The following is a 15,233-nucleotide window of genomic DNA, read 5'->3' on the forward strand; positions in this document are numbered from 1 at the left end:
AAACTTACTCACCGCTTTCTGACAGCGACTTTATTAATATAACATTTACCAATCATACTGTCAACACTTTTTTTAAAAGTTTTTTGACGCCACTGCTTTTTTCTTACGTCAGCAGCGACGTCTATTAATATACCAAGTTTAAATCAATCGGTCAACCCTTTTTTCAAATTAATTTTCTTTTCTCTTATAGAGCCGTTCGCACAATCCATGACTATCTACCTGCATTTCTACAACTTGAATAAAATCTTTATCAATTAAATACTCCAACATAATACTTAAATCTACTCCATAATATTCCGCTTCTTGATTCGAAGTAATTTCATCTATACTCCACAGTTCTTTATTTTCCATCACCTCTAAAAGGTGAGCCGCTCCAATTGAAGCTCTATTATTAATTAGAAATTCACTCGCTAAAAATAATAACTCCAATCTTTTTTCAAGTGATTCATCACTTTTCACTAATTCCTCGTACAGTTTAAATATTTCAGGTTCAATTTTCTTCACTTGATCCCAAACAGTGAGTTCCGGATGAAAACCATTTTCAATGAGCGAAAGCCTTCCAAGATGGTGTAGCGAATGAACAATATGATTATAAGCATCTAAGTAATGAGCATTTTCAAAAAAAGTCTTCCCATCATAATACCTTCTAATCAACTTAGCAAATTCCAAACCCATCTTTATCTTTCTTCCATAGAAGGGGAAGTCTCTTAGTTCAACTCTAAGCTTTTCCATGTAGTCATTTCTATCAAATAGTATTTCTCCTTCGTCAATCCACTCAATTATTTTTCGGTTTGTACCAAGCAAAATCCAGTTTCTTAATTGCGCTTCTTCTATTATATGAAGCGCAGCTTTCTCTCCTTCGTAAATATAATGTTTCATCATTATTGATTTACGTTCTTCCTGTTCCTTTACAATAATTAATAAAATAACATCAAACATATCTGTTAATGTATGAACCTTATATTTCTTATTAATCTTCAAAATCCCTAAAGTATTAATTTGACTAGCCTTTTCTTGATATATAGATCTCAGCATATCTTCCATCATATTTCCTCCAAATGGATTTATCTTTAATGATTCTTCTTCGACATGTTCAGACGATTTTCCTCCTTGTTCAAAAAATCGTTTTATTTATACTAAGAAGTTATCGTTAATTATGTTATAGTTATCTTTTAGGAGGCTTTGTAAATGGCAAAAAAATACTCTAATAAAATTAACAAAATACGTTCTTTCGCGTTAAGCTTAATTTTTATCGGTTTTATTATTATGTATGGCGGAATTTTCTTTAGAACAAACCCATTGGTTATGACTATTTTTATGATATTAGGTTTGTTAGCTATAATCGCGAGTACTCTTGTCTATTTTTGGATTGGTATGTTATCAACAAAAGCTGTGCAAGTAGTTTGCCCTAATTGTGATAAACCAACAAAAATATTGGGCCGTGTCGATATGTGCATGCACTGTCGTGAACCATTGACAGTTGATCCCGAACTTGAAGGAAAAGAATTTGATCAAAACTATAATCGTAAAACTAAATAAAAAAAAGGATTGCCAGCAATGGCAATCCTTTTAATGTGTTCCTTTACTACAATCCGGACAAACTCCATATATCTCCATTCGATGATGTGTTACCTGAAATCCTGTAACCTGTGAAGCAAATTGTTCCACTTCATCTAAACCAGGATAATGAAAATCAACTATTTTCCCGCAATCTTCGCAAATAATATGGTAATGATCAGACGTTACGAAGTCAAATCTGCTTGATGCATCTCCATAAGTTAATTCTTTTACAAGTCCTACTTCTCGAAAAACGCGTAAGTTATTATATACAGTAGCGACACTCATATTTGGAAACTTACCTTCAAGTGATTTGTAAATATCATCAGCAGTCGGATGGGTCATTGACTGGATTAAATATTCTAAAATCGCATGACGCTGAGGTGTTATTCGTACTCCGGTATCTTTCAAAGTATGAATTGCTTCCTTCAATTGTGTATCTGGCATCGCCATGCACCTCTTTTCTAATTAAAAATTAATTCTCTGTTTATAATCCTTATAAATAGTGTACTAAGGATGCAGCTGCTTTGTCAATGATTTACTTACTTCAGCGATCATGAAGTTTGTTTTCTTCTACTCCTAATTTATTATTAACAAATCGAGCTGCTACGAACAGTAAATCAGATAAACGATTCAAATATGATAGCACTAACGGGTTAGCATGTCCGATTTCGACAGCATTTCTCTCAGCTCTTCTGATCACGGTTCTCGCTGTATGAAATGTCGCTCCCGATGGATGCCCACCTGGAAGTATGAAGTTTTTCAAAACTGGAAGTTCTGCATCCCATTTATCTATCATTTCTTCAAGATTTTTCACGTACTTTTCTTCTAATTTCCATTTTACTTCTCTTCCAACTGGTGTTGCTAATTCAGCACCTACATGAAATAGTATTGTTTGAACTTCATGAAAAAAGTTACGGACCTCTTGTAATTCCGCTACTCCCTCATCAGCAAAATGACTAAGCGCTAGTCCGATCATCGAATTTGCTTCATCGCATGTTCCATATGCCTCAACCCGAATATCGTTTTTAGCAATCCTTTCACCATATATTAATGAAGTCATTCCTTTATCTCCTGTTTTCGTATAAATTTTCAACATAACTCCCCCTCGTATATTAAATGTTATATGAATTCGTTTATGTCTTTCTATATCATTATATATTACACCGAATAGCGTTAAATAATAAAAATTGAATTTGCATAAAAACAGTATTCTTAATTGACGTATTATCAATAAAAAAAGGACTGCATAAAAACAGTCCCAATCAAGTATCTTCCTGAGGAGGTATGCCTTATGTAGTATATGCTGTTATGACATTTTCAACATGGACAACAGCCGGCATATAAATAAATAGGCTCAAAAAGATCATTTAATTCATGCGAGTTCTTTTTTTATAAAATGTAATGCGTCTTCCACATGCCCTTTTACCCTTAGATTTCGCCATTCTTGAACAATTTCACCGTCTTTATTAATAATAAAAGTAGATCGAACAATCCCCATATACTCTTTACCGAAATTCTTCTTTAATTGCCAAACACCATATTTTTCTGCGACCTCGTGATTTTCATCGACAAGTAATAAAAATGGCAGGCCATGCTTATCAACAAATTTCTCATGTCTTTCAAGCGGATCTGGGCTAACTCCGAGAATTACCGCATCTAAATCAGAAAACTCAGCATGCATATCTCGAAAATCACAGGCTTGTGTTGTGCAACCAGGCGTCATATCTTTCGGATAAAAGTAGAGAACAACATGTTTTTTCCCTTTAAAGTCAGAAAGTGAAACCTTTTCCCCATTACTTGCTTGTAAACGAAAATTTGGAGCAATTTCATTAATTTCAGTCATAATCTATGCCTCCTATACATATTACTCCCTCTAGCGTATAGAAAATCTAACTAAAATTCAAAGAAGTTCATTTTCTTTTCTCAATTGTAGGGTCGTAATCGATAAATGATCTTACAACAAAAGCAGCTGGAATCGTATAGCCTAGCAATGCTTCAATTATAACAAGCAGTCTGCCTATACCTACTGGAACGACATCTCCGTAACCAACGGAAAATAATGTGATAGCACTGAGGTATATTGAAGTACTAAGCTGTTCCTTCCAATCTTCCCGTCCAGTAACATGTGTTTCAGCCATCACTTCCAAGCCCTGCATTTCTAACATTAGAAATAACAAACCAAATCCAATCATGATTACAGCATAGGTGCAACCGAGGAATACAAAATTCTCAAATGAAACTTGTTTATAACTAAACCTTGCGGGGAAAAACAATGTTTTGAGTGCCATTAAAATACACAAAATGATAGCAATAAAGATGATATACCACAATGAAGAAATCACCTCTTTATATCTTGTCCAATTATTTTACGCTGATCTGCAACTTTCTAGACCTCATCACCATATTTCTAACAATCTATTTATGCATTGTTTGCGCTGAAACGGCGGCTGGATTACAATATAGAATGGACTGCAAGTTTAGGAGGTACTAAAATGAATTTTACAAAATCTGAATCTCTTCATATGGAAGCACTAGAACATATAGTCGGAGGTGTTAATAGCCCCTCCCGATCTTACAAAGCCGTTGGTGGAGGTGCACCAATTGCAATCGAAAAAGCAAAAGGTGCCTATCTTTATGATGTGGATGGTAATCGATATATCGATTACTTAGCCGCGTATGGCCCTATTATTACTGGTCATGCACATCCGCATATTGCTGAAGCGATAAAAATAGCAGCAGAAACGGGTGTTTTATACGGTACAGCTACGAAGCACGAAGTGAAGTTTGCTAAAATGATCAAAGACGCTATTCCATCCCTCGACAAAGTCCGCTTTGTGAATTCAGGAACGGAAGCTGTTATGACAACCATTCGAGTTGCTCGCGCATATACAGGTCGAACAAAAATCTTAAAATTCGCGGGCTGCTATCACGGGCATTCCGACTTAGTACTCGTTGCAGCTGGGTCTGGACCTTCTCAACTTGGCATGCCTGATTCTGCTGGTGTCCCTCAAAGTATTGCCCAAGAGGTCATTACAATCCCCTTTAATGATATAGAAGCTTATCATGATGCAATGAATAAATGGGGTAAAGAAATTGCAGCCGTTCTAGCAGAACCGATAGTTGGTAACTTTGGAATTGTTGAACCTCAACCGGGTTTCTTCGAAGAAGTAAAGAAAGTAGCACATGATAATGGCGCCCTTCTCATTTTTGATGAAGTTATTACAGCTTTTCGCTTCACCTATGGTGCTGCACAAGATATGTTAGGAGTCATTCCTGATTTAACAGCTATCGGGAAGATTATTGGTGGGGGGCTGCCAATTGGTGCCTATGGTGGCCGCAAAGAGATTATGGAAACAGTCGCACCACTTGGTCCAGCTTATCAAGCAGGTACGATGGCAGGAAATCCTGCTTCAATGCTATCGGGGATTGCTTGCTTAGAAGTATTACAAGAAGAAGGGCTATACGAACGCCTTGATAAACTTGGTGCTATGCTTGAAAAAGGGATTCTCGAAGCCGCAAAAAAATACGATGCTCCTATTACAATCAATCGCTTAAAAGGTGCATTAACCATTTATTTTACTCGCGAAAACGTGGTAAATTACGAACAAGCAGAAGCAACAGATGGGGAATTATTCGCAAGATTCTTCAAAAAAATGCTTCATCAAGGTATAAATCTTGCTCCATCTAAATACGAGGCTTGGTTCATAACATCCGCACATACAGAAGATGATATACTAGAAACAATCAAAGCAGTCGAAAACGCGTTTAAATAAGAAATATGGAAAACACTCGTTTAGCGTAGTACGAACTGTATTCCAAAAATGTGGATGCATCAAAATTTCCACAGGACCTAGCGGTTTCAAGCGAGGTAACTTGTGATAAAGGAAACACGGCGAGCCTGATGGTGAGCCGATGTTGACTTTGTATTTACACATTCTATAGACACATTTTTTTAAAAAATAATATATTTAAATACAGACGTTAGAAAGGAATAATCAAATATGAAGCTTGGTGCCCGCATGCTAAAAACGGGAATAGCCATTACATTGGCGCTTTATATTGCACAGCTTCTCGGAATACCAGCACCTTTGTTTGCGGGAATAGCTGCTATTTTCGCCATACAACCAACTATTTATCGATCTTATTTAACAGTCCTTGAACAAATACAAGGTAATATAATTGGAGCTATTATCGCCGTCATTTTCGTTATGGCATTCGGCAACCATATTTTAATTATTGGTTTTGCTGCAATCATCGCTATTATTTTTATGGTAAATCTGAAACTAGAAAATTCAATTCGCCTTGCACTAGTAACCATTATCGCTATTATGGAAGCACCCGCAGATGACTTTCTTCAGTTTGCACTTTTGCGGTCCTCAGCCATCTTTTTAGGAATTATTTCTTCATTTGCGGTAAATCTTATCTTTATTCCACCAAAATATGAAACCAAACTTTTTCAAAGTATATCTGGCGTAACAGAAGATATCATTCAATGGATAAGATTAACTACCAGATTCGCCTCTGAAGACAGATTACTTAAAAAGGATATTGGGAATATAAAAGATAAAATCCGCAACATTAACCTATTATATTCTATGTATAAGGAAGAACGACGTTATTTCAAAAAACATAAATTCTCGGATAAAAGAAAGCTTGTCATTTATCATCAAATGATACAGGTAACACAAAAAAGCTTTGACATTTTAAAATTGCAGCATCGCTATGAGAATATTCTATACCAATTACCTGAATCACTCCAACTCCATACAAGGGAACGACTTGATTATTTATTGAGCTACCATGAGCAACTTCATTTAAAATTTCTTGGACGTGTACGTGCAGAGGTGGAACTCGATACATTAAACCAAGCCACTTTTAATCGCGATCAATTAATGGATGCATTTATTAAAGAAATAAAAAATAGTGAAATAGAAAATGAGTTTCAGCCTTATCACTTAATGCATATCCTTTCAGCTACAATAGAATACGAAGAACAACTTGAGCACCTTGAATTGCTTATTCGCACTTTCCAAACTTATCATAAAAAAGATAGTATAGTTAGCGAAGAAACGCAAAAACTCTAGCGGAAAATATCCGCTAGAGTTTTTTACATATCCAATTGTTGAACTTGGAACAACTGATAGTAATTCCCGCGTTTTTTCATTAACTCTTCATGTGTACCCGTTTCAACTATTTCACCATGCTCAATCAGAACGATTTTATCCGCATGGGTAATGGTTGATAATCGATGTGCGATAATTAATGTTGTCCGATCTTTTGCTAATTTTTCTAGCGACTCTTGAATTAGCTGCTCACTTTCAAGGTCTAAGGCAGACGTCGCTTCATCTAAAATTAAAATAGGTGGGTTCTTCAAGAAAACTCGCGCAATTGCTACCCGTTGCTTTTGTCCTCCTGATAATTTTACGCCTCGTTCCCCCACTTTGGTATCATACCCTGAACTCAAGTTCATAATAAATTCATGTGCATTTGCTTGCTTTGCTGCTCTGTACACTTCTTCATCAGTAGCTTCTGGTTTCCCGAGTAAAATATTACTTTTTACTGACTCGCTAAACAGAATATTATCTTGTAAGACCATACCAATTTTATCACGTAAACTACGAACTTTATATTTTCGAATATCCGTCCCATCCAGAAGAACTCTTCCTTCAGTTACATCATAAAATCGAGGAATTAGACTAACAAGCGAAGATTTTCCCCCTCCACTCATTCCAACTAATGCGATTGTCTCACCTTGCTTAACCTCCAGATTTATTGCGTGTAAAATTGGATTTTCTTTTTTATCATAAGCAAAAGTAACATTTTCCAAATGAATATTACCATGTACCTCACTTAATTTAACAGCATCTGGTGCATCATCTATATCATATTTCTCATCAAGTAATTCAAACACTCTGTCCATTGATGCAATTGATTGAGTGAGCGTCGTTGATGAGTTAACTAATCTTCGTAGTGGATTATATAGCCTTTCCACAAATCCCATGAAGGCAACCATTGTTCCTATTGAAAGATCACCATGAATAACTTGGTAACCTGCATAAGTGATGACAATAAGTGGCGCAATGTCCGTTATTGTATTTACAACAGAAAAAGCCTTAGCTGTCCAACTAGTATGTACTAACGCCTTCTCAAGAAAATTAGCATTATTTTTATCAAAGCGTTTTTGTTCATGATCTTCTATTGCAAAACTTTTAATTAATGACATACCAGCAACTCGTTCGTGTAAATAACTTTGAACTTCCGCAAGAGCTTGTGAGCGCGCACGTGTCAACTTTCGTAAATTTCCGAAGAAGTAGCGAACCGCAATAATATAAAGTGGAAAAACAGCTAAGGATACGAGGGTTAATGGTACATCCATCGTAACCATAATAATGATGGCGATAATTACAGTAGCTGCATCAAGCCAGAGATTCATTAAACCTGTAATGACAAAATCCTTTGTTTGCTCTACATCATTAATTACCCTTGATATTACTTCGCCCGCTCTTGTATTAGAATAAAATTTAAAGCTTAATTTTTGAATATGAGTAAATAATCTATCACGTATATCGTATAAAATATTACTTGCTGTCCATTGAGCGAAATATTGTCGATAATACTCAACAGGCGGTCTAATAACAACGAAAATCAGTAACATAACCCCCATTGTTAGCATTAATCTCATTGTTTTTTCGTCCGGCGACAATGCGTCTGCACCAACTACATCATCAATGACATATTTCATTAAAATGGGGATTAATAATGGGATGGTAAACTTTATGATTCCAATTGCTAAAGTCCATACAATTTTCCAACGATACGGCTTTACAAATTGCAAATATCTCTTTATAACTCCCAAGCATTGATCCTCCTCTGTAATCCAAAAAAGTGAATTTTTCTACTCACTTACTAGCTCCTATACATCAAAAATCGCTCATACCAAATATCAATAAAATCTGGTGAAAACGGTCCTTTCCTTTGTCTAATCCAATAAACAAGTTTGTCCACATTCCTTTTTAAAATATGATCGATTACATCAGGATATTTCATTTGCATTCTATGAAATTCATACTCATCTTCATCCAAAAGTGAATACGTCATGTCAGGAAAAACTTTGATATCTAGGTCATAATCTATATATTTTATTGCACCTTGATCATAGACATATGGAGAACCTAGATTGCAATAATAATAAATCCCATCTTCCCTGATCATAGAAATAATATTGAACCATAAATCTGTATGGAAATAACAAATTGCCGGCTCTCGTGTTATCCAAGTTCTACCATCAGATTCCGTTACGAGCGTTCGATCATTTCCACCAATAACAAGATGTCTCGTCGCTTTTAATATTTTTGTTTCATCCCAAACACGATGTATATTTCCATCATGTTTATAACTATGGATTTGGATATTTTCTCCTTCCACGGGAATAACCATCGTCTCCCTACTTTCTGATCCAAAGGGCAAGCATGCAATTCGTGATCATTAATATTTTTCAATAAAAACTAAATAATTTAGCTTAATAAAGAAATATCTAGCTACAAAGCCCGGTGTCTAGCGGGATTCCTTCGATAAGTCAACATTCATTCGGTACTTGAGACTCACCGAGTTTCCGTTATTTCACCATAAAAATATTCCTCGATTAAAAACGTTACGTCCTATGGCAAGCTATCTTATAGGCGCAGTCCGTCGTCGCTAAACGAACACTTGCGCTTTTCGTTTATAATAGTTATTATTATACCGTTTTACCCTAGTTTTTAAAACAAATGCGATTCTGCGCCGAATAAAACTAAGATTTATTTCATTAATTCAATAACAAATGTCCCTACTTCCTAATGAATGTATAAAAACGAAGCAAAACTAAGTAATCAATTTCAAACAAAATTATTTCTTCAAAAAAAGAACGATCGTCCCAATATGGACGATCGTTCGATTACTACTATTAGCTATTATTGCTGGCCAAAATTACCAGAGTTTTTAGCTTTTTTAGATTCAGCTTGTTGATTTTGCTTTTTTACTTGTTGAGCGTCTGTTTCGCTTCCGAACTCAGCTCCGAAGTTACCTTGTGCACCTGCACCACCTGCAGATTGTGCATTTTGTTGTCTTACTTCTTCAATGTTTGTACCACTTTGTGTTTTATTTGATTTTTTCATTCATCTCACCTCCACGTTTGTTATAATAACCAAACATGAAGATTGTTATCCAAGTTTTTATAAAAAAATTTATACGAGAATAGATCGGCCTCCATCAACGATAATTGTCTGGCCTCTAATCATAGAAGCGTCGTCTGAAATAAGGAATAAAATTGTTTTGACGAGATCATCTATTTCTACCATACGACCTGCAGGTGTATTTTTTCTAGCATCTTCAAGTAATTCTTCACGGTTTGGAAAATGTTTTAAAGCATCAGTATCAATTGCCCCACCTGAAACTGCATTAACAATAATATTTCTCGCAGACAATTCAACAGCCAAATAGCGTGTTAGTGATTCAACGGCTGCTTTTGAAACGCCAACTGTCGTATAATTTTCTAAATAGCGGATAGAACCAAGCGAACTTAAGCTGACAATTTTCCCGCCGCCATTACGTTCCATTAGTTTAGCTGCCTCTTGCGCACAGAATAGCAATGCCTTGCTGTTTATGTTCATTGTCCAATCCCAATGTGACTCTTCTAACTCCATAACCGGACGCAAGACACCGGATGCTGCATTATTGATCAATACATCAAGCCTGCCAAATTCTTCATCAATTTGCTGAAACATCGTTTTAATTTTAGCAACATCACCGACATTAGCCTTAATAAGCAAAGCTTTTCTACCAAGTTTTTCAATTTCTTCTACCGTTTCAAGTGCAGCTGTTTTACTCCGCGCATAATTTACTACAATATCATATCCCTTTCTTGCAAGGGCAATGGCTGCTGCTTTCCCGACACCCTTACTACTCCCTGTTACTAGTGCAACTTTATTCGACATAAAAATCCACCTTTCTTTTATACCTGTATATTTTACACTTCACATGATTAATCGGCAATTAGGATATAATCTAGTCGAAAACTCCGATATTTCTATTATGTAAAATGTATTAAGCAAATTGTTTTTTATATGCTTGCCATATTTTTTGATGTGAAACTGGGAATGCATATTCTTCCAATGCATCCTTTGTTACCAATTTATACTCCTGACCAATTTCAATATTAGGATTTAATTCCCCTGCGAAAGCATCAATCGTCCAAGTAAGATGTGTGAAGACATGATCTACCCTAACAAACGCTCCATTTTCCAGTTTTGTCTCAAGTTGTAAATCTTGTATTAAATAAGCTTGAAGAGCTGCTTTCGATTGTTCGAAATGGATATTTCTTTCTACATTAGGAAATTCCCACAAACCAGCAAGCAACCCTTTATTAGGACGCTTCCTAATTAAAAATTCTTCCTTATTATTTTTCAATACTGTAGCAATTAAATCTACATGACGTGTTTTCTTTTTTCTCGACTTAATCGGAAGCTCTGATTGCACTCCATCTTCAAATGCTAAACAATGATCCCTTACAGGGCAGAGCAAACATGCCGGTGAAGTTGGGGTACAAATCAACGCTCCTAATTCCATTAATGCTTGATTAAAAAAGGATGGATGTTCATGATCAATTAGTTCCCTAACTGCAGCTTCAAATACTTTTCGAGTCGACGCTTTTGCGATATCTTCTCTGATTAGCATAATCCGTGACAATACTCGCATTACATTTCCATCCACAGCAGGTTCCGGTTTACCGTAGGCTATACTTAAAACCGCCCCAGCTGTATATGGTCCTACACCTTTAAGTTTGGAAATTTCTTCTTGTGTATCTGGAACTACACCACCATAATTTCCTACAACTTCTTTTACAGCTGAGTGTAAATTCCGTACCCTTGAATAGTAACCTAATCCTTCCCATATTTTTAAAACAGCTTCATCATCAGCAGCAGCGAACGATTCAATGGTTGGGAACTTTTTTAGAAAACGGTCAAAATATGGGATAACCGTATCAACCTTTGTTTGTTGAAGCATAATTTCAGAAACCCACACTTTATAAGGATCAGCATCTTTTCTCCATGGTAGATCCCTTTGTTCCTCAATAAACCAGCTGATCAAATCATGCTGGAATTGCTTTATATCTATTTGGCTCAATGTATTTTTCAAAGAATCTTTCATATTTATATCACCTGAATGTTATTCCTTCATTGATTTAGGGAATAATTAATTATAAGATTTTGCAATGCACTTCATTGCTTTTTATTCTTCTTTAAAATATGATGGTTTGGAATGCAACTTAGAGTAACAGATATCCCTTCCCGGAGGAGGACTTAGTTTGGATACAGCTACACATGTTGTTATGGGTATCGCAATCGGAGGCTTGGCCACTTTGGATCCAGTAGTAGCAGATACTGCTGTAAATACGCAAAGTGTTCTAGCAGCAGCCATAATCGGATCCCAAATACCAGATATAGATACATTTTTAAAATTAAGAAATAATGCAGTGTATATACGTAATCATAGAGGAATCACACATTCCATCCCTGCTGTTTTACTTTGGCCCGTCCTTGTAACAGCGCTAGTTACGATGTTTTATCCAGATTCCAATATGCTTCATTTATGGTTATGGTCATTTTTAGCAGTCTTTTTACACGTTTTTGTTGATATTTTCAATGCTTATGGCACACAAGCTCTGAGACCATTTTCTGCAAAATGGGTAGCCTTAGGAACAATTAACACATTCGATCCTATTATATTTGGACTACATGTAATAGGTATTATTTTGTGGATATGCGGGACACCACCTGGCCCTACTTTTCTGTGTATGTATGTAATAATTATTTTTTATTACATACTAAGATATATCATGCAACAAACTGTTCGTTCGGCAGTGCTTAAAACTATTACAGACGCTGATGAGATCATTATTGCACCTACTATGCGCTTTAATCAATGGAGATTGGCAGTTATCTCAGATGATTGTTTCTATGTTGGTCGGGCTTTTAAACGCTCCATTACTATTTTCGACAAATTCCAACGTGTCCCTGTCCCAGAAACACCATTAATAAAAGCTGCGAAAAACGATAGAAACATATCGGCTTTCTTATCATTTTCCCCTATCTACCGTTGGGAAATTGTAGAATATGACGATTATTTTGAAGTGCGCTTTATAGATCTTAGATATCGAAGTAACGGACATTACCCTTTTGTCGCGATCGTACAACTCGATTTAGACTTAGAAATTATTTCATCCTATACTGGATGGATTTTCAGTGAAGAAAAACTCCGAAAAAAGTTAAATATCGTCGTTAATCAATAAGCACACATTATAACATCCCGGCGCGAGCTTTATAGCACCGGGATGTATTTAGTTATTTAACCTCTTCATCATGTAACATATGCGCATATTTCGGATTTTTTCCCGCAAACTCATGTAGTTTACTACCGTGTTGATCAATTAGTGAACGGACGATTCGTTCTGCCATCTCATGGCCGCGATATTTTCTTCCTGCTTTTGCATAAGTTGTTTCAAAATCTTCCCATAGTAATTCTACCCATGTTCTTGCTTTAGCTTCTGTTAAATCTGGATTTTTCTCAAGCAAATAGGCGGTTAACCGCTCGTAATAATCATTCATTAATATCTACTCCTCTTTTAATAAAATCAGTCGATTATACTCATAATAGAGATATGCGGACCTCTTAATACCGCAGGCCTTTGAAGTCTATTTAGATCTAAACTAATTTTCGTTTAGACAACAATAAGGAGGGTGTCCGAATGCGCAACAAGGCTAAAGATTTCCCATACGGCAACGACAATAAATTCGAAGGCGAACCTCGGGCAAAAGCGGAATATGCCTCAAAACGCGCTGATGGGACTATTAACACAGCCCCACAGGATAGAATGCGTGCTTCAGGTGCCAGAGAAGATGGAGAACTTAATCAATAAGGAGGAAAACACAATATGGCTAACAACGAGAATTCTCATTTAAATCGCCAGTTAACCCCTTTTAATCGAGCATGGTTTTCTCCAAAAAATATGAGCTCACAAGTAAATGGACATACACAACTAACTCAGGATGACATTATTAGGCAAAGAGCTGCAGTTACAAAATACAAGAAGTAAATATAAAATTAAAATGCAAGTATCGACACAGCTATATTTTGCTGTGTCTCTTTTTTATGCTATTCTCTAAAATCAAAATGGAGTAATATTCAAAATACGATCCGCTCAAGGAAAGCGAGTACCTATAAAAGAAATCACACTCTATTCAATAATCGTAATGAAAACAGGAATATTTTCGCCCATTTTTTCTTTATCCTGCTATCCATTTCGTTGTATAGCAAGATGTTTTTTCAGTGCTCATAAGGTACGAGCGGACGCTCACCTGTTACTAAATTCGTCTATTCTAATCGCGGAAAAATAACCACAATGTTTAAGAAAGCAACTTCATTTTAATACAGAAATAGGTAGCGCCTCTTGCTTACCATTTCCATTTAATCTGTAACCCCAAGCAAATACACCATTCATATAATCAATTTTAAAATAAACACCGGGATCTCCATCAAGCGCGTAAATTTCACCTGGTTTGAAATCCGCTGGATCAAGCAAATAAGCTTTAGCCATCAGTGCTTTTCTCTCCAACACTGCAAACTCGTTAACAATCCCGAGTTGCTCCGCTTTACGAGCTCTTTCTTTAACTTGTGCAATCTCCGCTTTTAATTCCGCTACCGTCATTTGACTATATCTTTTTTCATTTTCCATTGTCTCTATCCACCTTATCTACTATTCCTTGTCTTTTTCTTGAAGAAATCGATCAATTATTTCAATAGCAAATCCTTTTCGAAACAACACTTGCTTCATTTTTTGTTTATATTCATAACCAGAAAGGCTTTTATATCTTCTATGAGCTTTTTCGCCTTGTACTAGTAGGGCTTCCCATTCTGCATCATCTTCTTTCTCAAACTCAATTTCTTCCATTGCAATGGAAATGATATTGGAGGGAAAACCTTTAGTCATTAAGTGCTGTTGGATTTTTTGTTTGAGGGATCTTTCAGACAAACTGCTATTTTGCTTCGTTAATTTATTTCCCAACTGAATTGCATGTTCTATTTGTTGCTCTCCATCATATTTAGTTAACGCTTCTTCGATATAATGATCCGCGACGCCTTTTTGTTTCAACTCTTGCTTAATCGTCCCCGGTCCTTTTTTTCCCCCGTTTACTTGAGTTCTCACATAAGCAGAAGCAAATTCAAGATCATCAATATATTGACGCTCATTTAATTTCAGCAAAACCGCTTGAATGACAGGCTCTTCCCATTCCTTTTTCTTTAGGTGGGTACGAATTTCCGATTCCGATCTCATCCGAAACGATAAGAAGTTGATGGCAGTATTAAACGCTTTACGAATTTCATCTTCATATTGAATTTGTGTAATTTCTAATTCTGATAATTCCTTTCCTTTACCAAGCTGGAATCGCATCAATACTTCTTCATCAACACCGAAAGCAAATTTTTCATCTAGAAAAATATTATAACGATCGGTTGCATTTTTTTGCGTGGAAATTTTTGTAATAATCGGCATACTCATCTTCCTTCGTGAAGACATAATGATTCTATTTTATCACAAAAACATCTGTGTATGTTTTCGAACTTGCTGGGTCAAAATG

19 protein-coding genes are annotated in these 15,233 nt (G+C 35.9%); 6 read left to right on the plus strand and 13 right to left on the minus strand.

From position 1 onward, the window contains the following. Positions 1 to 168: 168 nt before the first annotated feature. The gene (locus tag BLE01S_RS17665) at positions 169 to 1,047 is read right to left on the minus strand and encodes a nucleotidyltransferase-like protein (protein WP_338034324.1); all 879 of its coding nucleotides are present in this window, start codon (positions 1,045 to 1,047) and stop codon (positions 169 to 171) included. Between the two features lie 141 nt (positions 1,048 to 1,188). Here BLE01S_RS17665 and BLE01S_RS17670 point away from each other — a divergent pair, with 141 nt between their 5' ends. Then, positions 1,189 to 1,539, plus strand: coding sequence for a YgzB family protein (locus tag BLE01S_RS17670; RefSeq protein WP_066145438.1), 351 nt, complete (start codon positions 1,189 to 1,191; stop codon positions 1,537 to 1,539). Positions 1,540 to 1,569: 30 nt separating this feature from the next. Here BLE01S_RS17670 and perR read toward each other — a convergent pair whose 3' ends face one another. The 4 genes from perR to BLE01S_RS17690 form a co-directional block, all read right to left on the minus strand. Further along, positions 1,570 to 2,004 carry a peroxide-responsive transcriptional repressor PerR gene (gene perR / locus BLE01S_RS17675; RefSeq protein ID WP_169800042.1) on the minus strand — a complete coding sequence of 145 codons (435 nt, stop codon included), beginning with the start codon at positions 2,002 to 2,004 and terminating at the stop codon, positions 1,570 to 1,572. 100 nt (positions 2,005 to 2,104) lie between these two features. Next, on the minus strand, positions 2,105 to 2,653 hold the full coding sequence (locus BLE01S_RS17680) for a cob(I)yrinic acid a,c-diamide adenosyltransferase (RefSeq protein WP_066145443.1): 549 nt from the start codon (positions 2,651 to 2,653) through the stop codon (positions 2,105 to 2,107). Between the two features lie 279 nt (positions 2,654 to 2,932). Further along, positions 2,933 to 3,403 carry a thioredoxin-dependent thiol peroxidase gene (bcp, locus tag BLE01S_RS17685; protein WP_066145448.1) on the minus strand — a complete coding sequence of 157 codons (471 nt, stop codon included), beginning with the start codon at positions 3,401 to 3,403 and terminating at the stop codon, positions 2,933 to 2,935. Between the two features lie 67 nt (positions 3,404 to 3,470). Then, positions 3,471 to 3,890 carry a potassium channel family protein gene (locus BLE01S_RS17690; RefSeq protein ID WP_066145451.1) on the minus strand — a complete coding sequence of 140 codons (420 nt, stop codon included), beginning with the start codon at positions 3,888 to 3,890 and terminating at the stop codon, positions 3,471 to 3,473. 162 nt (positions 3,891 to 4,052) lie between these two features. Here BLE01S_RS17690 and BLE01S_RS17695 point away from each other — a divergent pair, with 162 nt between their 5' ends. After that, positions 4,053 to 5,333 (plus strand): glutamate-1-semialdehyde 2,1-aminomutase, encoded by a 1,281-nt coding sequence (locus BLE01S_RS17695; protein ID WP_066145454.1) that lies wholly within the window; start codon positions 4,053 to 4,055, stop codon positions 5,331 to 5,333. A gap of 228 nt (positions 5,334 to 5,561) precedes the next feature. Then, positions 5,562 to 6,644: an FUSC family protein gene (locus BLE01S_RS17700; protein ID WP_066145457.1), complete on the plus strand. Its 1,083-nt coding sequence runs from the start codon at positions 5,562 to 5,564 to the stop codon at positions 6,642 to 6,644. 23 nt (positions 6,645 to 6,667) lie between these two features. Here the strand turns inward: BLE01S_RS17700 and BLE01S_RS17705 are convergent, their stop codons facing one another. From BLE01S_RS17705 to mutY, 5 genes are all read right to left on the minus strand, one after another. Next, entirely contained in the window at positions 6,668 to 8,416 is a 1,749-nt protein-coding gene (locus BLE01S_RS17705) for an ABC transporter ATP-binding protein (protein WP_066145461.1), read from the minus strand. A gap of 50 nt (positions 8,417 to 8,466) precedes the next feature. After that, complete coding sequence (ntdP, locus tag BLE01S_RS17710) at positions 8,467 to 8,997, minus strand: nucleoside tri-diphosphate phosphatase (protein ID WP_066145464.1); 531 nt, start codon at positions 8,995 to 8,997, stop codon at positions 8,467 to 8,469. 512 nt (positions 8,998 to 9,509) lie between these two features. Next, positions 9,510 to 9,713: a gamma-type small acid-soluble spore protein gene (locus BLE01S_RS17715; RefSeq protein ID WP_066145467.1), complete on the minus strand. Its 204-nt coding sequence runs from the start codon at positions 9,711 to 9,713 to the stop codon at positions 9,510 to 9,512. A gap of 69 nt (positions 9,714 to 9,782) precedes the next feature. After that, positions 9,783 to 10,532, minus strand: coding sequence for an enoyl-[acyl-carrier-protein] reductase FabL (gene fabL, locus BLE01S_RS17720; protein WP_066145473.1), 750 nt, complete (start codon positions 10,530 to 10,532; stop codon positions 9,783 to 9,785). A gap of 109 nt (positions 10,533 to 10,641) precedes the next feature. Beyond that, entirely contained in the window at positions 10,642 to 11,745 is a 1,104-nt protein-coding gene (gene mutY, locus BLE01S_RS17725; RefSeq protein ID WP_066145476.1) for an A/G-specific adenine glycosylase, read from the minus strand. Between the two features lie 157 nt (positions 11,746 to 11,902). On the opposite strand from mutY, the gene BLE01S_RS17730 reads away from it, so the two are divergent. Beyond that, complete coding sequence (locus BLE01S_RS17730) at positions 11,903 to 12,886, plus strand: metal-dependent hydrolase (RefSeq protein WP_066145478.1); 984 nt, start codon at positions 11,903 to 11,905, stop codon at positions 12,884 to 12,886. Between the two features lie 52 nt (positions 12,887 to 12,938). On the opposite strand, the gene BLE01S_RS17735 is transcribed toward BLE01S_RS17730, so the two are convergent. Beyond that, positions 12,939 to 13,202, minus strand: a complete 264-nt coding sequence (locus tag BLE01S_RS17735) for a YfhJ family protein (protein WP_066145481.1) — start codon at positions 13,200 to 13,202, stop codon at positions 12,939 to 12,941. Positions 13,203 to 13,342: 140 nt separating this feature from the next. Between BLE01S_RS17735 and BLE01S_RS17740 the strand changes: the two genes are divergently transcribed. Beyond that, complete coding sequence (locus BLE01S_RS17740; protein ID WP_066145483.1) at positions 13,343 to 13,513, plus strand: small, acid-soluble spore protein K; 171 nt, start codon at positions 13,343 to 13,345, stop codon at positions 13,511 to 13,513. 15 nt (positions 13,514 to 13,528) lie between these two features. Continuing rightward, on the plus strand, positions 13,529 to 13,690 hold the full coding sequence (locus BLE01S_RS20555; RefSeq protein WP_082788808.1) for a YpzG family protein: 162 nt from the start codon (positions 13,529 to 13,531) through the stop codon (positions 13,688 to 13,690). Positions 13,691 to 14,014: 324 nt separating this feature from the next. Here the strand turns inward: BLE01S_RS20555 and BLE01S_RS17745 are convergent, their stop codons facing one another. After that, a complete protein-coding gene (locus tag BLE01S_RS17745) occupies positions 14,015 to 14,329 on the minus strand; it encodes a YfhH family protein (protein WP_066145485.1) in 315 nt (104 codons plus the stop codon). A 21-nt stretch (positions 14,330 to 14,350) separates the two neighbouring features. Next, positions 14,351 to 15,148, minus strand: coding sequence for a recombination regulator RecX (gene recX, locus BLE01S_RS17750; protein ID WP_066145487.1), 798 nt, complete (start codon positions 15,146 to 15,148; stop codon positions 14,351 to 14,353). Positions 15,149 to 15,233: the final 85 nt, after the last annotated feature.

Source organism: Lederbergia lenta NBRC 16444 (assembly GCF_001591545.1).
Taxonomy (GTDB): domain Bacteria; phylum Bacillota; class Bacilli; order Bacillales; family Bacillaceae_C; genus Lederbergia; species Lederbergia lenta.